The sequence below is a fragment of the Blastococcus mobilis genome (genome assembly GCF_900188025.1).
Classification (GTDB): Bacteria; Actinomycetota; Actinomycetes; order Mycobacteriales; family Geodermatophilaceae; genus Blastococcus_B; species Blastococcus_B mobilis.
This window is the reverse complement of record NZ_FZNO01000002.1, coordinates 214,818-229,572: the sequence shown is the minus strand read 5'-3', so window position 1 is coordinate 229,572 and position 14,755 is coordinate 214,818. Positions and strand designations below refer to the sequence as shown.

The 14,755-nt window shown below is 74.2% G+C and carries 15 protein-coding genes; 7 read left to right on the top strand and 8 right to left on the bottom strand.

Annotated elements, in window-relative coordinates; all coding sequences use genetic code 11:
* Position 1 precedes the first annotated feature (1 nt).
* On the top strand, positions 2-1,084 hold the full coding sequence (locus tag CHB94_RS02850; RefSeq protein ID WP_089335063.1) for an isocitrate/isopropylmalate dehydrogenase family protein: 1,083 nt from the start codon (positions 2-4) through the stop codon (positions 1,082-1,084).
* Here CHB94_RS02850 and CHB94_RS02845 read toward each other — a convergent pair.
* Both CHB94_RS02845 and CHB94_RS02840 read right to left on the bottom strand, forming a co-directional pair.
* On the bottom strand, positions 1,071-2,255 hold the full coding sequence (locus tag CHB94_RS02845) for an MFS transporter (protein WP_089335062.1): 1,185 nt from the start codon (positions 2,253-2,255) through the stop codon (positions 1,071-1,073). The two genes, CHB94_RS02850 and CHB94_RS02845, sit on opposite strands and share 14 nt — an antisense overlap.
* Positions 2,252-2,944 carry a GntR family transcriptional regulator gene (locus tag CHB94_RS02840; RefSeq protein WP_089335061.1) on the bottom strand — a complete coding sequence of 231 codons (693 nt, stop codon included), beginning with the start codon at positions 2,942-2,944 and terminating at the stop codon, positions 2,252-2,254. The genes CHB94_RS02845 and CHB94_RS02840 overlap by 4 nt, the downstream gene beginning before the upstream one ends.
* Before the next feature lie 64 nt (positions 2,945-3,008).
* Between CHB94_RS02840 and rraA the strand changes: the two genes are divergently transcribed.
* Entirely contained in the window at positions 3,009-3,497 is a 489-nt protein-coding gene (rraA, locus tag CHB94_RS02835; RefSeq protein ID WP_254920358.1) for a ribonuclease E activity regulator RraA, read from the top strand.
* A 56-nt stretch (positions 3,498-3,553) separates the two neighbouring features.
* Here the strand turns inward: rraA and CHB94_RS02830 are convergent, their stop codons facing one another.
* On the bottom strand, positions 3,554-3,796 hold the full coding sequence (locus CHB94_RS02830; protein ID WP_089335059.1) for a hypothetical protein: 243 nt from the start codon (positions 3,794-3,796) through the stop codon (positions 3,554-3,556).
* Between the two features lie 20 nt (positions 3,797-3,816).
* On the opposite strand from CHB94_RS02830, the gene CHB94_RS02825 reads away from it, so the two are divergent.
* A complete protein-coding gene (locus CHB94_RS02825; protein ID WP_089335058.1) occupies positions 3,817-4,443 on the top strand; it encodes a hypothetical protein in 627 nt (208 codons plus the stop codon).
* 16 nt (positions 4,444-4,459) lie between these two features.
* On the opposite strand, the gene CHB94_RS02820 is transcribed toward CHB94_RS02825, so the two are convergent.
* From CHB94_RS02820 to CHB94_RS02805, 4 genes are read right to left on the bottom strand one after another with little or no spacing between them, the layout of a single operon-like run.
* Positions 4,460-5,014 (bottom strand): dihydrofolate reductase family protein, encoded by a 555-nt coding sequence (locus CHB94_RS02820; protein WP_089335057.1) that lies wholly within the window; start codon positions 5,012-5,014, stop codon positions 4,460-4,462.
* A 31-nt stretch (positions 5,015-5,045) separates the two neighbouring features.
* Positions 5,046-8,396, bottom strand: a complete 3,351-nt coding sequence (gene cydC, locus CHB94_RS02815) for a thiol reductant ABC exporter subunit CydC (protein WP_089335056.1) — start codon at positions 8,394-8,396, stop codon at positions 5,046-5,048.
* Positions 8,393-9,409 (bottom strand): cytochrome d ubiquinol oxidase subunit II, encoded by a 1,017-nt coding sequence (gene cydB / locus CHB94_RS02810; protein ID WP_089335055.1) that lies wholly within the window; start codon positions 9,407-9,409, stop codon positions 8,393-8,395. Before cydB ends, cydC begins: the two co-directional genes overlap by 4 nt.
* A 30-nt stretch (positions 9,410-9,439) precedes the next feature.
* Complete coding sequence (locus CHB94_RS02805; protein WP_089335054.1) at positions 9,440-11,005, bottom strand: cytochrome ubiquinol oxidase subunit I; 1,566 nt, start codon at positions 11,003-11,005, stop codon at positions 9,440-9,442.
* A 121-nt stretch (positions 11,006-11,126) separates the two neighbouring features.
* Here CHB94_RS02805 and CHB94_RS02800 point away from each other — a divergent pair, with 121 nt between their 5' ends.
* Together CHB94_RS02800 and CHB94_RS02795 are read left to right on the top strand one after the other, a co-directional pair.
* Positions 11,127-11,501 carry a BlaI/MecI/CopY family transcriptional regulator gene (locus CHB94_RS02800; RefSeq protein ID WP_089335053.1) on the top strand — a complete coding sequence of 125 codons (375 nt, stop codon included), beginning with the start codon at positions 11,127-11,129 and terminating at the stop codon, positions 11,499-11,501.
* A 16-nt stretch (positions 11,502-11,517) separates the two neighbouring features.
* The gene (locus tag CHB94_RS02795) at positions 11,518-12,444 is read left to right on the top strand and encodes a M56 family metallopeptidase (RefSeq protein WP_089335052.1); all 927 of its coding nucleotides are present in this window, start codon (positions 11,518-11,520) and stop codon (positions 12,442-12,444) included.
* Here the strand turns inward: CHB94_RS02795 and CHB94_RS02790 are convergent.
* Positions 12,430-12,804 carry a hypothetical protein gene (locus CHB94_RS02790; protein WP_089335051.1) on the bottom strand — a complete coding sequence of 125 codons (375 nt, stop codon included), beginning with the start codon at positions 12,802-12,804 and terminating at the stop codon, positions 12,430-12,432. The genes CHB94_RS02795 and CHB94_RS02790 overlap by 15 nt on opposite strands.
* 239 nt (positions 12,805-13,043) lie before the next feature.
* Here CHB94_RS02790 and CHB94_RS25935 point away from each other — a divergent pair, with 239 nt between their 5' ends.
* Complete coding sequence (locus CHB94_RS25935; RefSeq protein WP_254920357.1) at positions 13,044-13,997, top strand: AMP-binding protein; 954 nt, start codon at positions 13,044-13,046, stop codon at positions 13,995-13,997.
* Positions 13,994-14,632, top strand: a complete 639-nt coding sequence (locus CHB94_RS26645; protein WP_254920356.1) for an AMP-binding enzyme — start codon at positions 13,994-13,996, stop codon at positions 14,630-14,632. The genes CHB94_RS25935 and CHB94_RS26645 overlap by 4 nt, the downstream gene beginning before the upstream one ends.
* Positions 14,633-14,755: the final 123 nt, after the last annotated feature.

Genomic DNA, 14,755 nt, shown 5'->3' with positions numbered 1-14,755 from the left:
CATGACCACCACCCGCCGCTACCGCCTCGGCGTGATGCTCGGCGACGGCATCGGGCCCGAGATCGTCCCCGCATCCGTGCGGGTCGTCGACGCCGCCCTGGCCGCCGCAGGTGCGGACGCCGTCGACTGGCAGGAGCTGCCCCTCGGCGCCGCGGCCATCGAGGAGCACGGCAGCGCCATCCCCGCCGCCACGATGTCGGCGCTGGCCGAGCTGGACGGCTGGCTGCTCGGGCCGCACGACAGCGCGGCCTACCCCGAGCCGTTCCGATCGCAGCTCAACCCGAGCGGCGCCATCCGCAAGCACTTCGACCTCTACGCGAACATCCGGCCGGCGCGGGGCTTCGAGGGTGGGAAGGCGATCGCGCCGGACACCGACCTGGTGGTCGTCCGGGAGAACACCGAGGGCTTCTACGCCGACCGCAACACCTACGCGGGCACCGGCGAGTTCATGCCGTCACCGGACGTCGCCGTCGCCATGGGGATTTTCACCCGACCGGCCGTCGAGCGGATCGCCCGCGCCGCGTTCGAGCTGGCGCAGCGCCGCCGGAAGAAGGTCACGATCGTGCACAAGGCGAACGTCCTGCAGCTGAGTTCCGGGCTGTTCAAGCGGGTCTGCCTGGAAGTTGCCGAGGGCTACCCCGACGTCGAGGTGGACGACTTCCACATCGACGCGATGACGGTCCACCTGCTGCGCCGGGCGTCGTCCTTCGACGTCGTGGTCGCCGAGAACATGTTCGGGGACATCCTCTCCGACATGGCCGGCGAACTGGCCGGTTCGCTGGGCATCGCGCCGTCGATCAACGCCTCGGACGACCGCTGCATGGCGCAGGCCGCGCACGGGTCCGCTCCGGACATCGCGGGGAAGGATCTGGCCAACCCCGTCGCGATGATCCTGTCGTCGGGGATGCTGCTCGACTGGCTGGGCACTCGGCACGGCGACGAGCGGGCGCTCGACGCCGCCGCGCGGGTCGAGGAGGGCGTCCGCGCGGCCGTGCGGGGTGGGGTCTGCACCCGGGACCTGGGTGGCACGGCCTCCACCGACGAGTTCACCGCCGCGGTGGTCGAGCGCGTCACCCCGGGCTAGGTCCCGCGTCGCCGTCCACGGCGAGGCGCCGGGCCGCCACCCCGACGACTGCGAGCGCGGCGGCGGTGGCCCAGAGCACGCCGGCCGCACCGACCCCGGCAGCCACCAGGCCCACTGTGCTCGGGATGAGCACCTGGCCGAGCCGGTTCCCGGTCAGCCGCAGCGACATGGCACGTCCCCGGAGTCCGGCGGGAGCGACCTCGGCGAGCCACGACATCGTGAGTGGCTGCCCCACCCCGAGGCCCAGACCGAGGAGGACGACGACGACCGCCACGGCGACCGGGGGCATCGGGGCCGCGACCGCGGCCATCGACACCGCCGACAGCGCCACGCTCACGATCATCAGCCGACGCCGACCGATCCAGTGGACCAGGCGCCCGAGGAACAGACGTGAGGACATCGAGGCCACGGCGCGCAGGGTCAGCAGCAGTCCGACGAAGCCCGCAGCCAGGCCGCGGTCCGCGCCGAGGGCGGGCAGGTAGACGACGGTGATGTCCACGGCGGCCAGCACGACGCAGCTGATCAGCAGCGCACGGAGGAGCCCGGGCAGACGCAGCAACGTGCCCATGGCGCCGTGTTCGGCACTGCCGGCCGACCGTTCGCGGGTGGGCATCCGCAAGAACGCGGTGCACGCCAGGAGGACGACGCCCAGCACGGTGGCGGTCACGAAGATGGGCGTGGTGTCGGGCAGTTCGCCCTTGCCGCCGATGAGCGTGATGAGGGCAGGCCCGACGGCCTGCCCGAGCGATGCTGCGAACGTGTAGTAGCCGAAAGCCGTGTCGAACCGGCCGGGCCCGGCCGTGTTGGCGACGGCGGCCTGTTGACCGACGACCGACAGCAGGTGCCCCGTGCCCAGGACCACGCTGCCCAGGACCAGCCCGGCCGCGCCTCCTCGCTCGGTCGCGAAGACCGCACCGGACAGTGCCAGGAGGACCGCGCCGACGAGCATCACCCGTCGCTCACCGAAGCGGTCGGTGGCCTGGCCCGACGGCACGGCCAGCAGCAGGGGCACGACGGCGAACGAGGCGGTGAGCGCACCCAGCCAGGCCGTGGGTACGTCGAGCTCCAGCGCCCGGTAGGCCGACGTGGGTCGGAGGACGAACGTGATGACCTGCGTCAGCGTGGAGTGCAGCAGCAGGACGGCGAGCAGCGTGCGTCCCGGGCCGCTCACCGGGGCTGTTCCGGGTCGCCCAGCCGGTCGAGCGACCGCGCCCCGAGGCTCGTCTCCACGTGCCGGCACATCAGCTCCGCGGCGGTCTTCTCGTCGCCGTCCCGCACCGCTTCGAACAGCAGGCGGTGCTCGGTCGCGCGAGCGTCGCGCTCCTCGTCGCTCCGGCCGGCCTCGAGTCCGTGCCGGCGGTAGCGGTCGCTCTTCACCCAGAGCCCGTCGAGGGTTTCCATCAGCAGGGCGTTGTGCGAGGCGCGGTGGATGGCCGCGTGGAAGCGATGGTGGCTCTCGAGCTGAGGGACCGATGGACGGGCGCTCAGCGCCTCGAGCCCGTCGAGGGCGGCCCGGATGTCGGCGAGGTCGGCCTCCGTCCGGCGCTGCGCGGCCAGGGAGGCGGCCAGCGGGTCGAGGCTCCGCCGCAGCTCCAGCAGGTCTCGGGCCTCGGTGGCATCCAACGGCCGGACGCGGGCGTCCCGGTGGGCGTCGAGCTCCACCAGGCCCTCCTGCTTGAGCCGGCGCAACGCCTCACGAAGAGGAGTGGTGCTGATGCCGATGGTCTGGGCGAGAGCTGCCTGGGGGAGCACTGCGCCCGGCTCGAGGTCGCCGGAGAGGATGAGGTCCCGGACGCGGGTGTAGGCGAGGTCGCTCTTGGTCGCGAAGGCGGGGGGACCGGAAGACGAGGAATCAGGCATGGCGCTCCTTGTGGGGACGGTTATAGGTTATAACGGTCCCGTCGTCGTCCGAGAGCGAGCCCTCGTGAGCACTCCTGCCACCACCGACCTCTGCGACGAGCACCCGGAGATCCAGGTCTGCGAGCCGGTGTTCCAGATCTTCGGCGGCAGCGTCCGGTTCAGCGGACCGATCAGCACGCTCAAGGTCTTCGAGGACAACACGCTGATCAAGCAGGCCCTGGAGAGCCCGGGTGGGGGCCGGGTGCTCGTGGTCGACGGCGGCGGATCGCGGCGCTGCGGCCTGGTCGGCGGGAACCTGGCGGTCTCCGCGGCGACCAATGGCTGGGCCGGCCTGGTCGTGTACGGCTACATCCGGGATGCCGATGAACTCGCCGAGCAGCCGCTGGGCGTGCGGGCCCTGGGGGCGTTCCCGCGCAAGAGTGAGCGCGGGCTGCACTCTGGGCAGGCCGGCCGGTCGGTCGTCTTCGCGGGGGTCACCTTCAGAGAGGGCGCGTGGCTGTGCGCCGACCGGGACGGGATCGTCGTGCTGCCCGAGGCGCCCGTCCAGCGCTGAACCGGTTCCTCCTCCCGGGTCGGCCAGGTCCGGCGTCGCTCGCGCCGCGCGCAGGGTCAGCGGCGGCGCAGGATGCGGGCCAGGCGGTGGGTGCGCCCGGCGACCAGCTCGCCGGGCGCCGCCGGCGCGAGGAGCTCGGTCGAGGGGGCCTCGGTCGCTGCGGCCGCCCGCTCGTGCAGCCGGGCCCGGACGTCGTCGGGGGTGTAGGCGCGGCGCTGCCGCTCGTTGCGGGCCAGTACGACACCACCGGCCGCGACTCCCGCGAGTCCGGCCACTCCCAGCAGCTTCCAGAGGCGCACGGTCCGTAACGTAGCGCCCCGTGCCCGCCCTCTCCCTCGACGCGGCCGTGGAGCTCACCCGCACCGGCGACGTCTGGGTCTTCCGCGGCCCCTCCCTGGCCGACCGCGCCATCCGCGCGCTGACCAACGCACCGGTCAACCACGTCGGCATGGCCGTCGTCGTGGAGGACCTGCCCCCGCTGCTGTGGCACGCCGAACTGGGGAAGTCGCTGCCCGACGCCTGGACCGGGGAGCACCAGCGCGGGGTCCAGTTGCACGACCTGCGCGACGCCGTGCTCACCTGGCGCCGCCGGTACGGCCAGCGGCCCTGGCTGCGGCAGCTGGTCGGGCCCGCGGAGGACGGCGGGGTGACGCCGTCGATGGAGGGCGCCGTCCTGCGCACGATCGCCCGGCTGGACGGGCGGCCCTTCCCGACCACCCGCGCGCTGGTCCGCGGCTGGGTGAACGGCCGGCTCCGCCGGCAGATCGCGGCAGAGACGGTGTTCTGCGCGGAGTTGGTGGCCGCCACCTACACCGCGATGGGACTGCTGCCCGGCGACCGCCCGCTCAACGCCTACGACCCCGGCAGCTTCTGGTCCGGCGACGACCTGGAGCTGCTGCAGGGGGCGCGGCTCGGCCCGGAAATCGCCGTCGACGTCCCGGCCTGAGTCGAGGGGGCCACGGCTACCGGCGCACCCGGTAGGTGGTCTGCACCATGCCGCCGGGGAACGTCTGCGTGCGGACGTGCTCCAGCGGCACGTCGGCCGCCAGCTCGCCGAACGGCGTGTGCCCCGTCCCGATGAGGACCGGCACGCGCGAGAGCGTCAGGTCCGAGATGAGACCGGCCCGCAGGAACGCGTGCACCGTCCGCCCGCCGTCGACGTACACCCGCCGGTACCCGGCCGCCTCGAGCCCGGCCACCGCGTCCTCGAAGGAACCGTGCACCACGATCCGTGGATCGGCGCCGGGCGGAAGCGTCCTGCTCAGCACGTGCACCGGCTTCCCCTGGTAGGCCCACTCGTCCATCGGCGCGATGACGTCGTACGTGCCGCGGCCCATGACCAGCGCGTCGATGCCGGAGACGAACTCCGAGAACCCGAAGTCGCCGCCGGCGCCGTCATCGGGTGCGCCGCCGACCTCACTGTCGCCGGTGAGCCAGGAGAGGTCGCCGTCGAGGCGGGCGATGAACCCGTCGACGCTCATGCCGAGGAACACCGACCCGGTGAAGGAGGACGTCATGGCCGACACCGTGCCGCAGCGGTACGACGATTCACACCCGCGCCGACGCGGCGGTGAGCCGCACCACCGTGTCGCCGGGCTGCTCCACGTCGCTGTCATGGGTGACGCAGACGACGACCCGGTCGGCCAGGGCCGTGCGCAGGTCGGCCAGGAGCGCCGCGGCGGTCGGTGCGTCCAGGTGCGCGGTCGGCTCGTCGAGGAGGACGACGTCCCGGTCGGCCAGCAGCGCGCGGGCCGCGGCGAGGCGACGCCGCTCACCGCCGGACAGGGCCGTGCCGCCGGCGCCCACCTGCGTGTCGAGCCCGGCAGGAAGTGAGGCGAGCAGGGCGCCGAGGCCGGTCGCGGTCAACGCGGCCCGCATCCGGGGCTCGCCGTCGGCCCCGGAGAGCTCACCGCGCGGGGCGGCCAGCGCCAGGTTCGCGCGGATCGTCGAGGCGAAGACGTGCGCCTCCTGCGGCAGCCAGGCGATCCGCGACCGGACGTCGTCCCCGGCGATCCGGGCCGTGTCCACGCCGTCCACGGCGTACGTGCCCGCCCGTGGGCGCAGCGCCGCCATGAGCACGGCGAGGAACGTCGATTTGCCCGAGCCCGAGGGGCCCCGGACCACCAGCCAGCCCTCGCCCGCCCGCGCGGCGGCGTCGAGGCCCCGCAGGACATCGGGGCCGCCCGGCCACCCGGCGGTGAGTCGGTCGACGGCGACCTCGCGCACCGGCACGGGGACGGACAGCGGATCGGCCGGGTCGGCCGGCACGGGGGCGGTGAGGACGGCGTCGATGCGGGCCCGGGCGTCGGCGAGCGCGCCCCGCCGCTGCAACGCGCCGACGAGACCGGCGAGCGGATCGGCGAGCGCCAGCGGCGCGAGGGCGAGGACGGCCACCGCCGGGCCGTCCAGGCCGCTCCGGGCGCCCACCGCCGTAGCCAGGACGGCGGCCAGCCCGGTGCCGAGCACGACCAGGCCGGTGCCGATCGCGGTGGCGCGGGTCCCGGTGCGGGCGGCCGCCGCCTGGCGGTCGGCCAGCCGGTCCAGGTCGCCGGCGACCCGGCCGGCCAGACCGTGGGCCCGCAGATCGGGCGCCCCCGTCAGCACGGTCGTGGTGTCCTGCAGCGCGCCCACCCGGAGCGCGCTCTCGGCACGGGCGGCCCCGGCGTCCACCCGGCGGTGCACCACGAGGAGCAGGGCGAGGGCGAGCCCCAGCACCAGCGCGACCGCGCCGGCGGCGGCCGCGTCGACGAGCGCGAGGGCGGCCACGGTCCCTGCGGTGACCACCCCGGCCACCATGGCCGGCGGCCGCACCCGCACGGTGAGGTCCTGGACCAGCCCGACGTCGCCGACCACGCGGGCCAGTGCCGAGCCCGGGGTCCGGTCGGCCGCCATCCCCTGCGCCGCGAGCGCGGCCCAGACCCGGACCCGGGTGGCCGCGGCGAGGCCCAGGGCGGCGTCATGGGCGGTCATCCGCTCCAGCCAGCGCAGCAGCGCCCGGCCGAGGCCGAAGAACCGCACGCCCACGATCGCGACCAGCAGGGTGAGGACCGGCGGCATCTCCGCGGCCCGCACGATCAGCCAGCCCGACACCGCGGTCAGCGCGATCCCGGCGCCCGCCGAGAGCGACCCCGCCAGCCCCGCCCGCCCCCACGCCGGCCCGGCGCCGTCGCCGGCGTCGTCCCCCTGTCGTTCCCCGGCGACGGGGTCACCGGTTCCGTCGTCCCCACCCGCCCCCTCGGACCTTCTGTACAGAGAGTCCCCCGTCGGAGCCGGACTCTCTGTACAGGAAGTCCGGGAGGGGAGGTCGACGGTGCGGTCGGCCAGGGCGGCGAGCATCGGGTCGTGGGCCACCAGCAGCGTCGTCACGGTGCCGCGCAGGCCGAGCAGCACCTCCATGACGAGGGCACGGGCGTCGTCGTCCAGGTGGGCCGTGGGCTCGTCGAGCAGCAGCAGCCGGGCGCCCCGGCGGATGCGCACCAGGGCGCGGGCGAACGCGACCTTCTGCAGCTCCCCGGGGGAGAGCGACTCCGGCGCCCGGCCGGCCAGCGCGGAGGCCCCCACCCGTGCGAGCGCCTCGACGACGTAGGCCTCGCCGACGACCTCGTCGGCCCCGGCGTCGGAGCCCGCGTGCCGGCGCAGCTCGTCGGCGACCGTCGCCCCGGTGGTCCGGGGGAACTGCGGCACGTACGCCACCGCGCCGGGGACGCCGTCCACCGCACCGCCGACGTGCGCGTCCGGACCGACCAGCCCCGCCAGGGCGGCCAGCAGCGTCGTCTTGCCCGATCCGCTCGGGCCACGGAGGGCCACGAGTTCGCCCGGCCGGACGGTGAGGTCGACCGGCGGCAGGGCCGGCAGGGAACGGCCCGGGAAGCGCACGGTCAACCCGGCGACGGCGACGTCGGCCCCGCGCGGGTCCTCGTCCACGGGCGGCCGGACCCGAGCGGGCACGGGCACCGCCAGCACGGCGCGGGCCTCGGCGGCGGCGAGCGCGGCGTCCTCCGACGCGTGGTGCGCCGAACCGAGGGCGCGCAGCGGCGCGAACGCCTCCGGTGCGAGCACCAGCGCGGTGAGCCCCACGGCCAGTGCCACGTCCCCGTGCACCAGCCGCAGGCCGACGGTCACCGCCACCAGCGCGACGGAGAGCGTGGCGATCAGCTCCAGCACCAGTGCCGACAGGAAGGCGATCCGCAGCGTGGCCAGCGTGCGGGTCCGATGGGCCTCCCCGAGCCGGGCGAGGGCGGCAGCCTGGTCGGTGGCCCGACCCAGGCCGACGAGCACCGGCAGGCCGCGCACCAGTTCGGCGACGTGCGCCGCGATCCGGTCCAGGGCGCGGGCCGAGTCGGCCGTGGCATCCCGGGTGTGGATGCCGACCAGCACCATGAACACCGGCACGAGGGGCAGGGTCACCGCGACCAGGACCGCTGACAGCAGGTCGGTCCAGGCGAGCACCAGCAGCAGCGCCGGCGGGACGACGAGGGTCTGCGCCAGCGCGGGCAGGTAGCTGGTCAGCGCCGGCCCGAGGTCGTGCAGCCGGGTGGTGGTGAGCACCGCGGCCGGGCCCGGGCCGCCCGCGGCGGACACGGCGGCGGGGGAGGAGGCGAGCCGGTCGAGCAGCTCGCGGCGCAGCCGGTCCTCGGCGCGGCGGGCGTCGCGGGCGGCGAGGACCTCACCGGCGGTCCCCGCGCCCGCCCGCAGTGCCACGCCGGCGGCGGCGAGGGCCAGCGGGGTGGTGATCGCGCCGTCGGCGAAGCCGGCGATCCGCGCGACCGCGTGCGCGAGCCCGGTGGCGAGCAGCACCAGCCCGGCGGTCTGCGCGAGCGCGGCGAGCGCTGCCCGCGCCAGCGCGCCGGTCAGCCCCGGGACCCCGGCCAGGGCGCCCAGCGGCCCCCGCCCCGTCATGCGGGTGCCTCGACCGGCTCCTCGTGCACCGGCTCGGCGGTCAGCCGCTTGCGGAACACCCAGTAGGTCCACGCCTGGTAGGCCAGCACCACCGGCAGGCCGAACCCGGCGGCCCAGGTCATGACGGTCAGCGTGTAGTCGCTGACCGACGCATCGGCGACGGTCACGTCGAACGCGGCGTCGACCGTCGAGGGGACGACGACCGGATAGGCGGCACCGAAGATGGTGGCCGCGGCGGCGATCAGCATCGCGCCCCAGGCGGCGAACGCCTGGCCCTCCCGCCCGACCACGATCCGGGCCCAGGCGACGAGGACGGCGAGCGCGGCGAGCAGCCAGAGCGCCGCGGTGACGGGGGTCCCGTACCGCAGGTGCACCACCGCGGCCCAGCCCAGCAGCGGGAGCGCGGCGACCGGCGCCCACCGGCGGGCGAACGCGCGGGCGGCGCCCCGGAGCGAACCGTCGGTCTTCAGCGCCAGGAACATCGCGCCGTGCACCAGCGAGAACGTCAGGACCGCCACGGCCCCGAGCAGCGCCGGCCAGCCCAGCCCGGAGAACGCGCCGCCGACCCGGTTCCCGGCGGCGTCGATGGGCAGGCCGAGCGTCGTCGCACCCAGCGCGGCGCCGATGCCGAGCGCGGCGATCAGCGAGCCGGTGGTGATGACCCACGTCCAGCTGGAGTCCCAGGCGGGGGTGTGGTGCGAGTGCCGCCACTCGAAGGCGACCGCCCGGATGATCAGCCCGAACAGCACCAGCACGAACGGCAGGTAGAGCGCCGGCAGCCAGGTGGCGTACCAGCCGGGGAAGGCGGCGAACACCGCGCCGACGGCGGTGATCAGCCATACCTCGTTGCCGTCCCACAGGGGGCCGATGCTGCGCAGCATGAGGTGCCGGTCGGAGGTGTGCCGGCCGAGCACCGGCAGCAGGGCGGCGACGCCGAAGTCGAACCCCTCGAGCAGCAGGAAGCCGATCCAGAGCACCGCGACGGCGGCGAACCAGAGGGTCTGCAGATCCATGGTCAGGCTCCTGGGTGGGAGAGGCAGAGCTCAGTAGGCGAAGGAGAGGACGTCGTCGTCGCGGTCCGACCGCGGGCCGTTCGCGCCGCCGGGGACGTCGTCGTCCGGCGTGCCCTCGGGGGTGGAGCCCGGCACGGGTGCGCCGTCCCCGGTGGTCACGCCGCGCCGGACGAACCCGGTGAGCAGCCACAGCTCGACGACGGCGAGCGCGCCGTAGACGAGGGTGAGCGCGATCAGCGACGTCCAGACCTCGGCGGCCGAGATGCCCGGGGAGACGGCCTGGGCGGTGAAGAAGTACACCTGGTCCTCGACCGGGACGTCGGGGTTCGGGTGGACGACGAAGGGCTGGCGGCCCATCTCGGTGAAGATCCAGCCGGTCGCGTTCGCCACGAACGGTGCGGCGACGGCGAGCAGCGCGCCGTAGACGCCGATCCGCGACGTCGGCACCCGGCCCTTGCGCGTCGCCCACAGCGCGTACGCCGCGACACCGGCCGACACCGCGCCCATGCCGATCATGAGCCGGAAGCTCCAGTAGGTGACGGCGAGCAGCGGGGTGTAGTCGATCGGCTCGCCGGCCTTGTCGCCGAACGACGGGTCGTCGGGGTAGGTCTCGCCGTAGACCGCGGCGTACTCCTGCTGCAGCTCGTTGACGCCTGGGACGGCGGTCGAGAAGTCGCCGTGCGCGAGGTAGGAGAGCAGGTACGGGACGGTGATCGAGTGGACGTCGTCGCACTCGTTGGAGCCGAGCTTGCCCCAGGCGAAGATCGAGAAGGACGCCGGTGCCTCGGTCTCGCAGAGGGCCTCCGCCGAGCTCATCTTCAGCGGCTGCTGCTCGTACATGAGCTTGCCCTGCCAGTCACCGGTGAGCGCGACCAGCACGAACGCCGCGAGCGAGACCCACCCGCCCAGCCGCACGGAGCGCCGCCACACGGTGTGGTCCACGTCGGTGGTGGGGGCTTCGGCCAGCTTCCTCCGGCGCAGGTGCCACAGCCCGACGCCCACCAGGAGCGCGCCGGCGACCATCAGCGCGGCGACGATCGCGTGGCTGAAGGCGGCCAGCGCGGTGTTGTTGGTGAGGACGGCGAGGAAGTCGACCTGCAGCGGCCGACCGGTCTCGTCGTCGGTGACGACGCCGACCGGGTGCTGCATCCAGGAGTTGGCCGCGATGATGAAGTACGCGCTGACGATCGAGCCGATGACGGCGGCCCAGAGCGCGCCGAGGTGCACCTTCTTGGGAATGCGGCCCCAGCCGAAGATCCAGAGGCCGAGGAACGTCGACTCGAGGAAGAAGGCGAGCAGCGCCTCCAGCGCCAGGAGCGAGCCGAAGACGTCGCCGACGAAGCGGGAGTACTCGCTCCAGGCCAGTCCGAACTGGAACTCCTGGACCAGGCCGGTGGCGACGCCGAGGACGAAGTTGATCAGGTAGATGCGGCCCCAGAAGCGGGTCATGCGCAGCCACTCGGGCTTGTCGGTCCGCACCCACATCGTGTGCATGACCGCGACCAGGATTCCCAGTCCGATGGTCAGCGGGACCATCAGGAAGTGGTAGACGGTCGTGATCCCGAACTGCCAGCGCGCCACGTCCAGGACGTCCACGGCACCTGTCCCCTCGTCGTCGAGGTCGACGTACTATCGACGAGTCCTTTCTACGCCGAGTAGAAGAGTTCTTCTACGACACGTAGAAGAACGCGGTGTGAGACGGGTGACAGGAGGGTCGATGGCCTCGCTCGGCGAACTGGAGCGCGCCGTGATGGAGCGGCTGTGGGCCGCGGACGGCCCGGTCGCTGCGACCGCGCTGCGGGACGGGCTCGCGGATCGCGGGGTGGCACTGACGACCGTGCACACCGTGCTGTCCCGGCTGGAGCAGAAGGGCTTCGTGGTCCACGACGACGCCCGGCCGCGCCGGTTCTCCGCCCGCAGCAGCCGCGCCGACCACGCAGCCGAGCTCATGCGCGAGGTGCTCGGCCAGGCCGGTGACCGGCAGGCGGTCCTCGCCCGGTTCGTCGGCAGCGTCGACGCCGACGAGGCGCGGATGCTCCGGGAGCTGCTCGCCGGCGCCCCGGACACCTCGGCCGACGCCCCGGCTCGCTGACGGCGTAGCCGGCCCCGTGCTGCCCGCGACCGCGGTCTCGCTCGCCGTCCTGGCCGCGCTGCTGGCCTGGCCGGTGCCGGCTCTGCTCGCCCGGGCGCGGTGGCCCCGGCGCGACCCGCTCGTGGCCCTCGTGTGCTGGCAGGCGATCGGACTGGCCGGTGGGCTGTCGATGATCGGCGCGCTGCTCGTCCACGGCCTGTCGCCGTGGGGTCACTCGCTGCCCGAGGCGCTCCGGTCGGTGCTCACCGCGCATCCTGCCGCCGACCCCGTGCGCGGCGACCACTGGGCGGCCCTGACCCTCGCCGGGGTGCTCGCGTCCGAGCTGCTCGGGGTGCTGGTGCTGTCGTGGGTGCGGACCACCCGCACCCGGCGACGGCACCGGGAGCTGCTCGAGCTCGTCGTCGAGCCCTCGGCAGAGCTCCCCGACACCCGGCTGCTCGATCACCCGGCGCCGGTCGCGTTCTGCATCCCGGGGGCCCGCCCGCTGCTGGTGCTCTCGTCGGGCATGGTGGCCGAGCTCGACGGGGACCAGCTGGCCGCGGTCGTCGCCCACGAGCGTGCGCACCTGCGGGAGCACCACCACCTGCTGCTGCTGCCGTTCGTGGCCTGGGAGGCGGCGCTGCCGGTGCTCCCGGCGGCCGGCCGGGCCCACGCGGCCGTGCGGGAACTGGTCGAGATGCGCGCCGACGACGTCGCGCTGGGTTCGCTGTCCGGGACGGCGCCGAGGCGGACGCTCGCGCGGGCGATCGTGGCCGCCGCGGGCGGGGGAGAGGAGGTGCCCAGGGGCGCCCTCGCGGTCAGCGGCGGCGCGACGGGCGCGCGGGTGGTGCGGTTGCTGGAGCCGCCGTCCCCGCTGCCGGTGCCCGTTCGGTGGGCGGCACTGGCGTCGGCGGGTCTGCTCCTCCTGGTGCCGACCGGCCTCCTGGTGCTACCGGCCCTGTGACCGGGGAGCAAGGGCCAGTGCGACCGCTGCACAGGCCGCCGCCAGCCCGCCGCTGACCCTCGCCGCACGGCCGTACCGGGGCGAGGCGACGAACGGCACCATGCTCGCCGCGTGCACCAGGTCCACCGCCGAGCCGAGCCGGACGAGCCCGGGCCGGGCCGCGACGAGCACCGCCCCGTGCTGGGCCAGCAGTCGGGCGCCGAGGGCCCGGGCGAGCCACAGCCGTTCCCGCGGGAACGCGGGGGCGACGGCGTCGACGACCTGTTGCGGCCGCGCCAGCAGAAGCACGCCGGTCGCAGCACCCGCGCCGGCCAGCAGCCGGGTGAGGATCCGGCGTGAAGAGTCGGCAGGTGCGGTCATCGATGTCCTCCGCGGGTCCAGGGGCGTCGGTGCACGCTACGTCTCCGAGTGCACGGGCACCCAGCAGACATAGTCGTGGAATCGTGAGCCCGCGATGGACGACGATCTCCGCGTCGGCCCCGGAGATCGCCGTCGCGAGTGCTGCTCCGATGGTCCGGGTGGGGCTCGGTCTTGACCGGACGGACGGGTGCTGCGACCGTCGCTTGTAGGTGGGCACCCCGCGGCTCGGAGGGGTAGCAATGATCTTCGCGAGTCGGTTCCCGAAGTCATCCATCCCCGACCGAGACCTGTCGGCGTTCGTGCTCGCGGACGCGGGGGACCACCCCGACCGGCCGGCGATGATCGACGCCGTCAGCGGACGCCGACTCAGCTACGGCGACCTCCTCGCGCAGGTCGACCGCTTCGCCGGCGGCCTGGCGGAGTTGGGGGTCGGCAAGGGCGACGTGGTGGCGATCCTGCTACCCAATCTGCCGGAGTACCCGGTGGTCTTCCTCGGCATCGCCAGGGTGGGTGCGGCCAGCACGACGCTCAACCCCGCCTACACAGCCCGGGAGATCGCGGCGCAGTTGGCCGATTCGGAGGCCGGCGTCGTGGTCACGACCCCGGAGAGCCTCGACAAGGCCCGAGCCGCCAGCGGGCCCGGCGTCCGACTGGTCGTGCTCGGCGAGGCGTCCGGTGAGGCGATCGGTTTCGGCGCCCTGCTCGGCGCCGGGGGGCCGGCGCCGACGGTCGACATCGATCCGGCGGAGGACCTGGCCGCGTTGCCGTACTCCAGCGGCACCACCGGCCTGCCCAAGGGCGTGATGCTCACCCACCGCAACCTGGTCGCCAATGCGGTGCAGTGCGGCCCGTTCTACACCGGTCCCGGCGATGTCGTGCTCGCGGTCGCCCCGTTCTTCCACATCATGGGCATGGCCGTGACGATGATCGGTGGGCTGTGCCGCGGCGCGACGCTGGTGACCATGCCCCGGTTCGACTTCGAGCAGTGCCTGCGCGCGATCCAGGACCATGGGGTGACCAGCACGGTGGTGGCCCCGCCGGTCACCGTCGCGCTGGCCAAGCACCCGCTGGTGGACAGCTACGACCTGTCGAGTCTGCGCCTGCTCACCAGCGGTGGCGCGCCGCTGGGCGCCGGAGTGCAGCAGGCCTGTGCTGAGCGGCTGGGATGCCGGACGGCCAGGGGTGGGGGATGACCGAGCTGGGTGCCGGATCGGTCTCTCCCCCGGCCGACCAGGCTGCGGACAAGCCAGGCACGGTGGGCTGGGGTGTCCCCGGCGCCGAACTGCGGATCGTGGATCCGGCCAGCGGCGCCGAGCTGGGGGTCGGCGAGTTGGGGGAGCTCTGGTTTCGGGGGCCCAACGTGATGAAGGGCTACCTGCGCGAGGCGGCGGCGACCGCCGCGACCATCACCGACGATGGCTGGTGCCGAACCGGTGATGTCGGCCATGTCGACGGCGACGGCTTCGTGCAGATCGTGGACCGGCTCAAGGAGCTGATCAAGTACAAGGCCTACCACGTCGCCCCGGCCGAGCTGGAAGCAGCGCTGATCTCTCATCCCCTGATCGCCGACGCCGCCGTAGTCGCAAGCCCGGACGAGGAGGCCGGCGAGGTGCCCAAGGCCTTCCTCGTCCTACAGGACCAGGAAACCGCCGATCGAGAAGACGTCGCCAAGCAGGTCATGGCCTACCTGGCAGAACAAGTGGCGCCCTACAAGCGGGTGCGCCGCTACGAGTTCGTCGAGGCGATTCCTCGGACGCCGTCCGGCAAGATCGTCCGCCGCGGACTGATCGAGCGCGAGCGCTCGGCCGCGCACGCAAGCCACCCTTGACCGAACTCCACCCTGGTCACTCGCCCGATCCCCTACAGCGCATTCGCGCAGGTGCCCCATCAGGGACACCTGACGACGCTCAGGCCGGACAGAGCGATGAGGTGGGTCCTCGGCGCGACGACA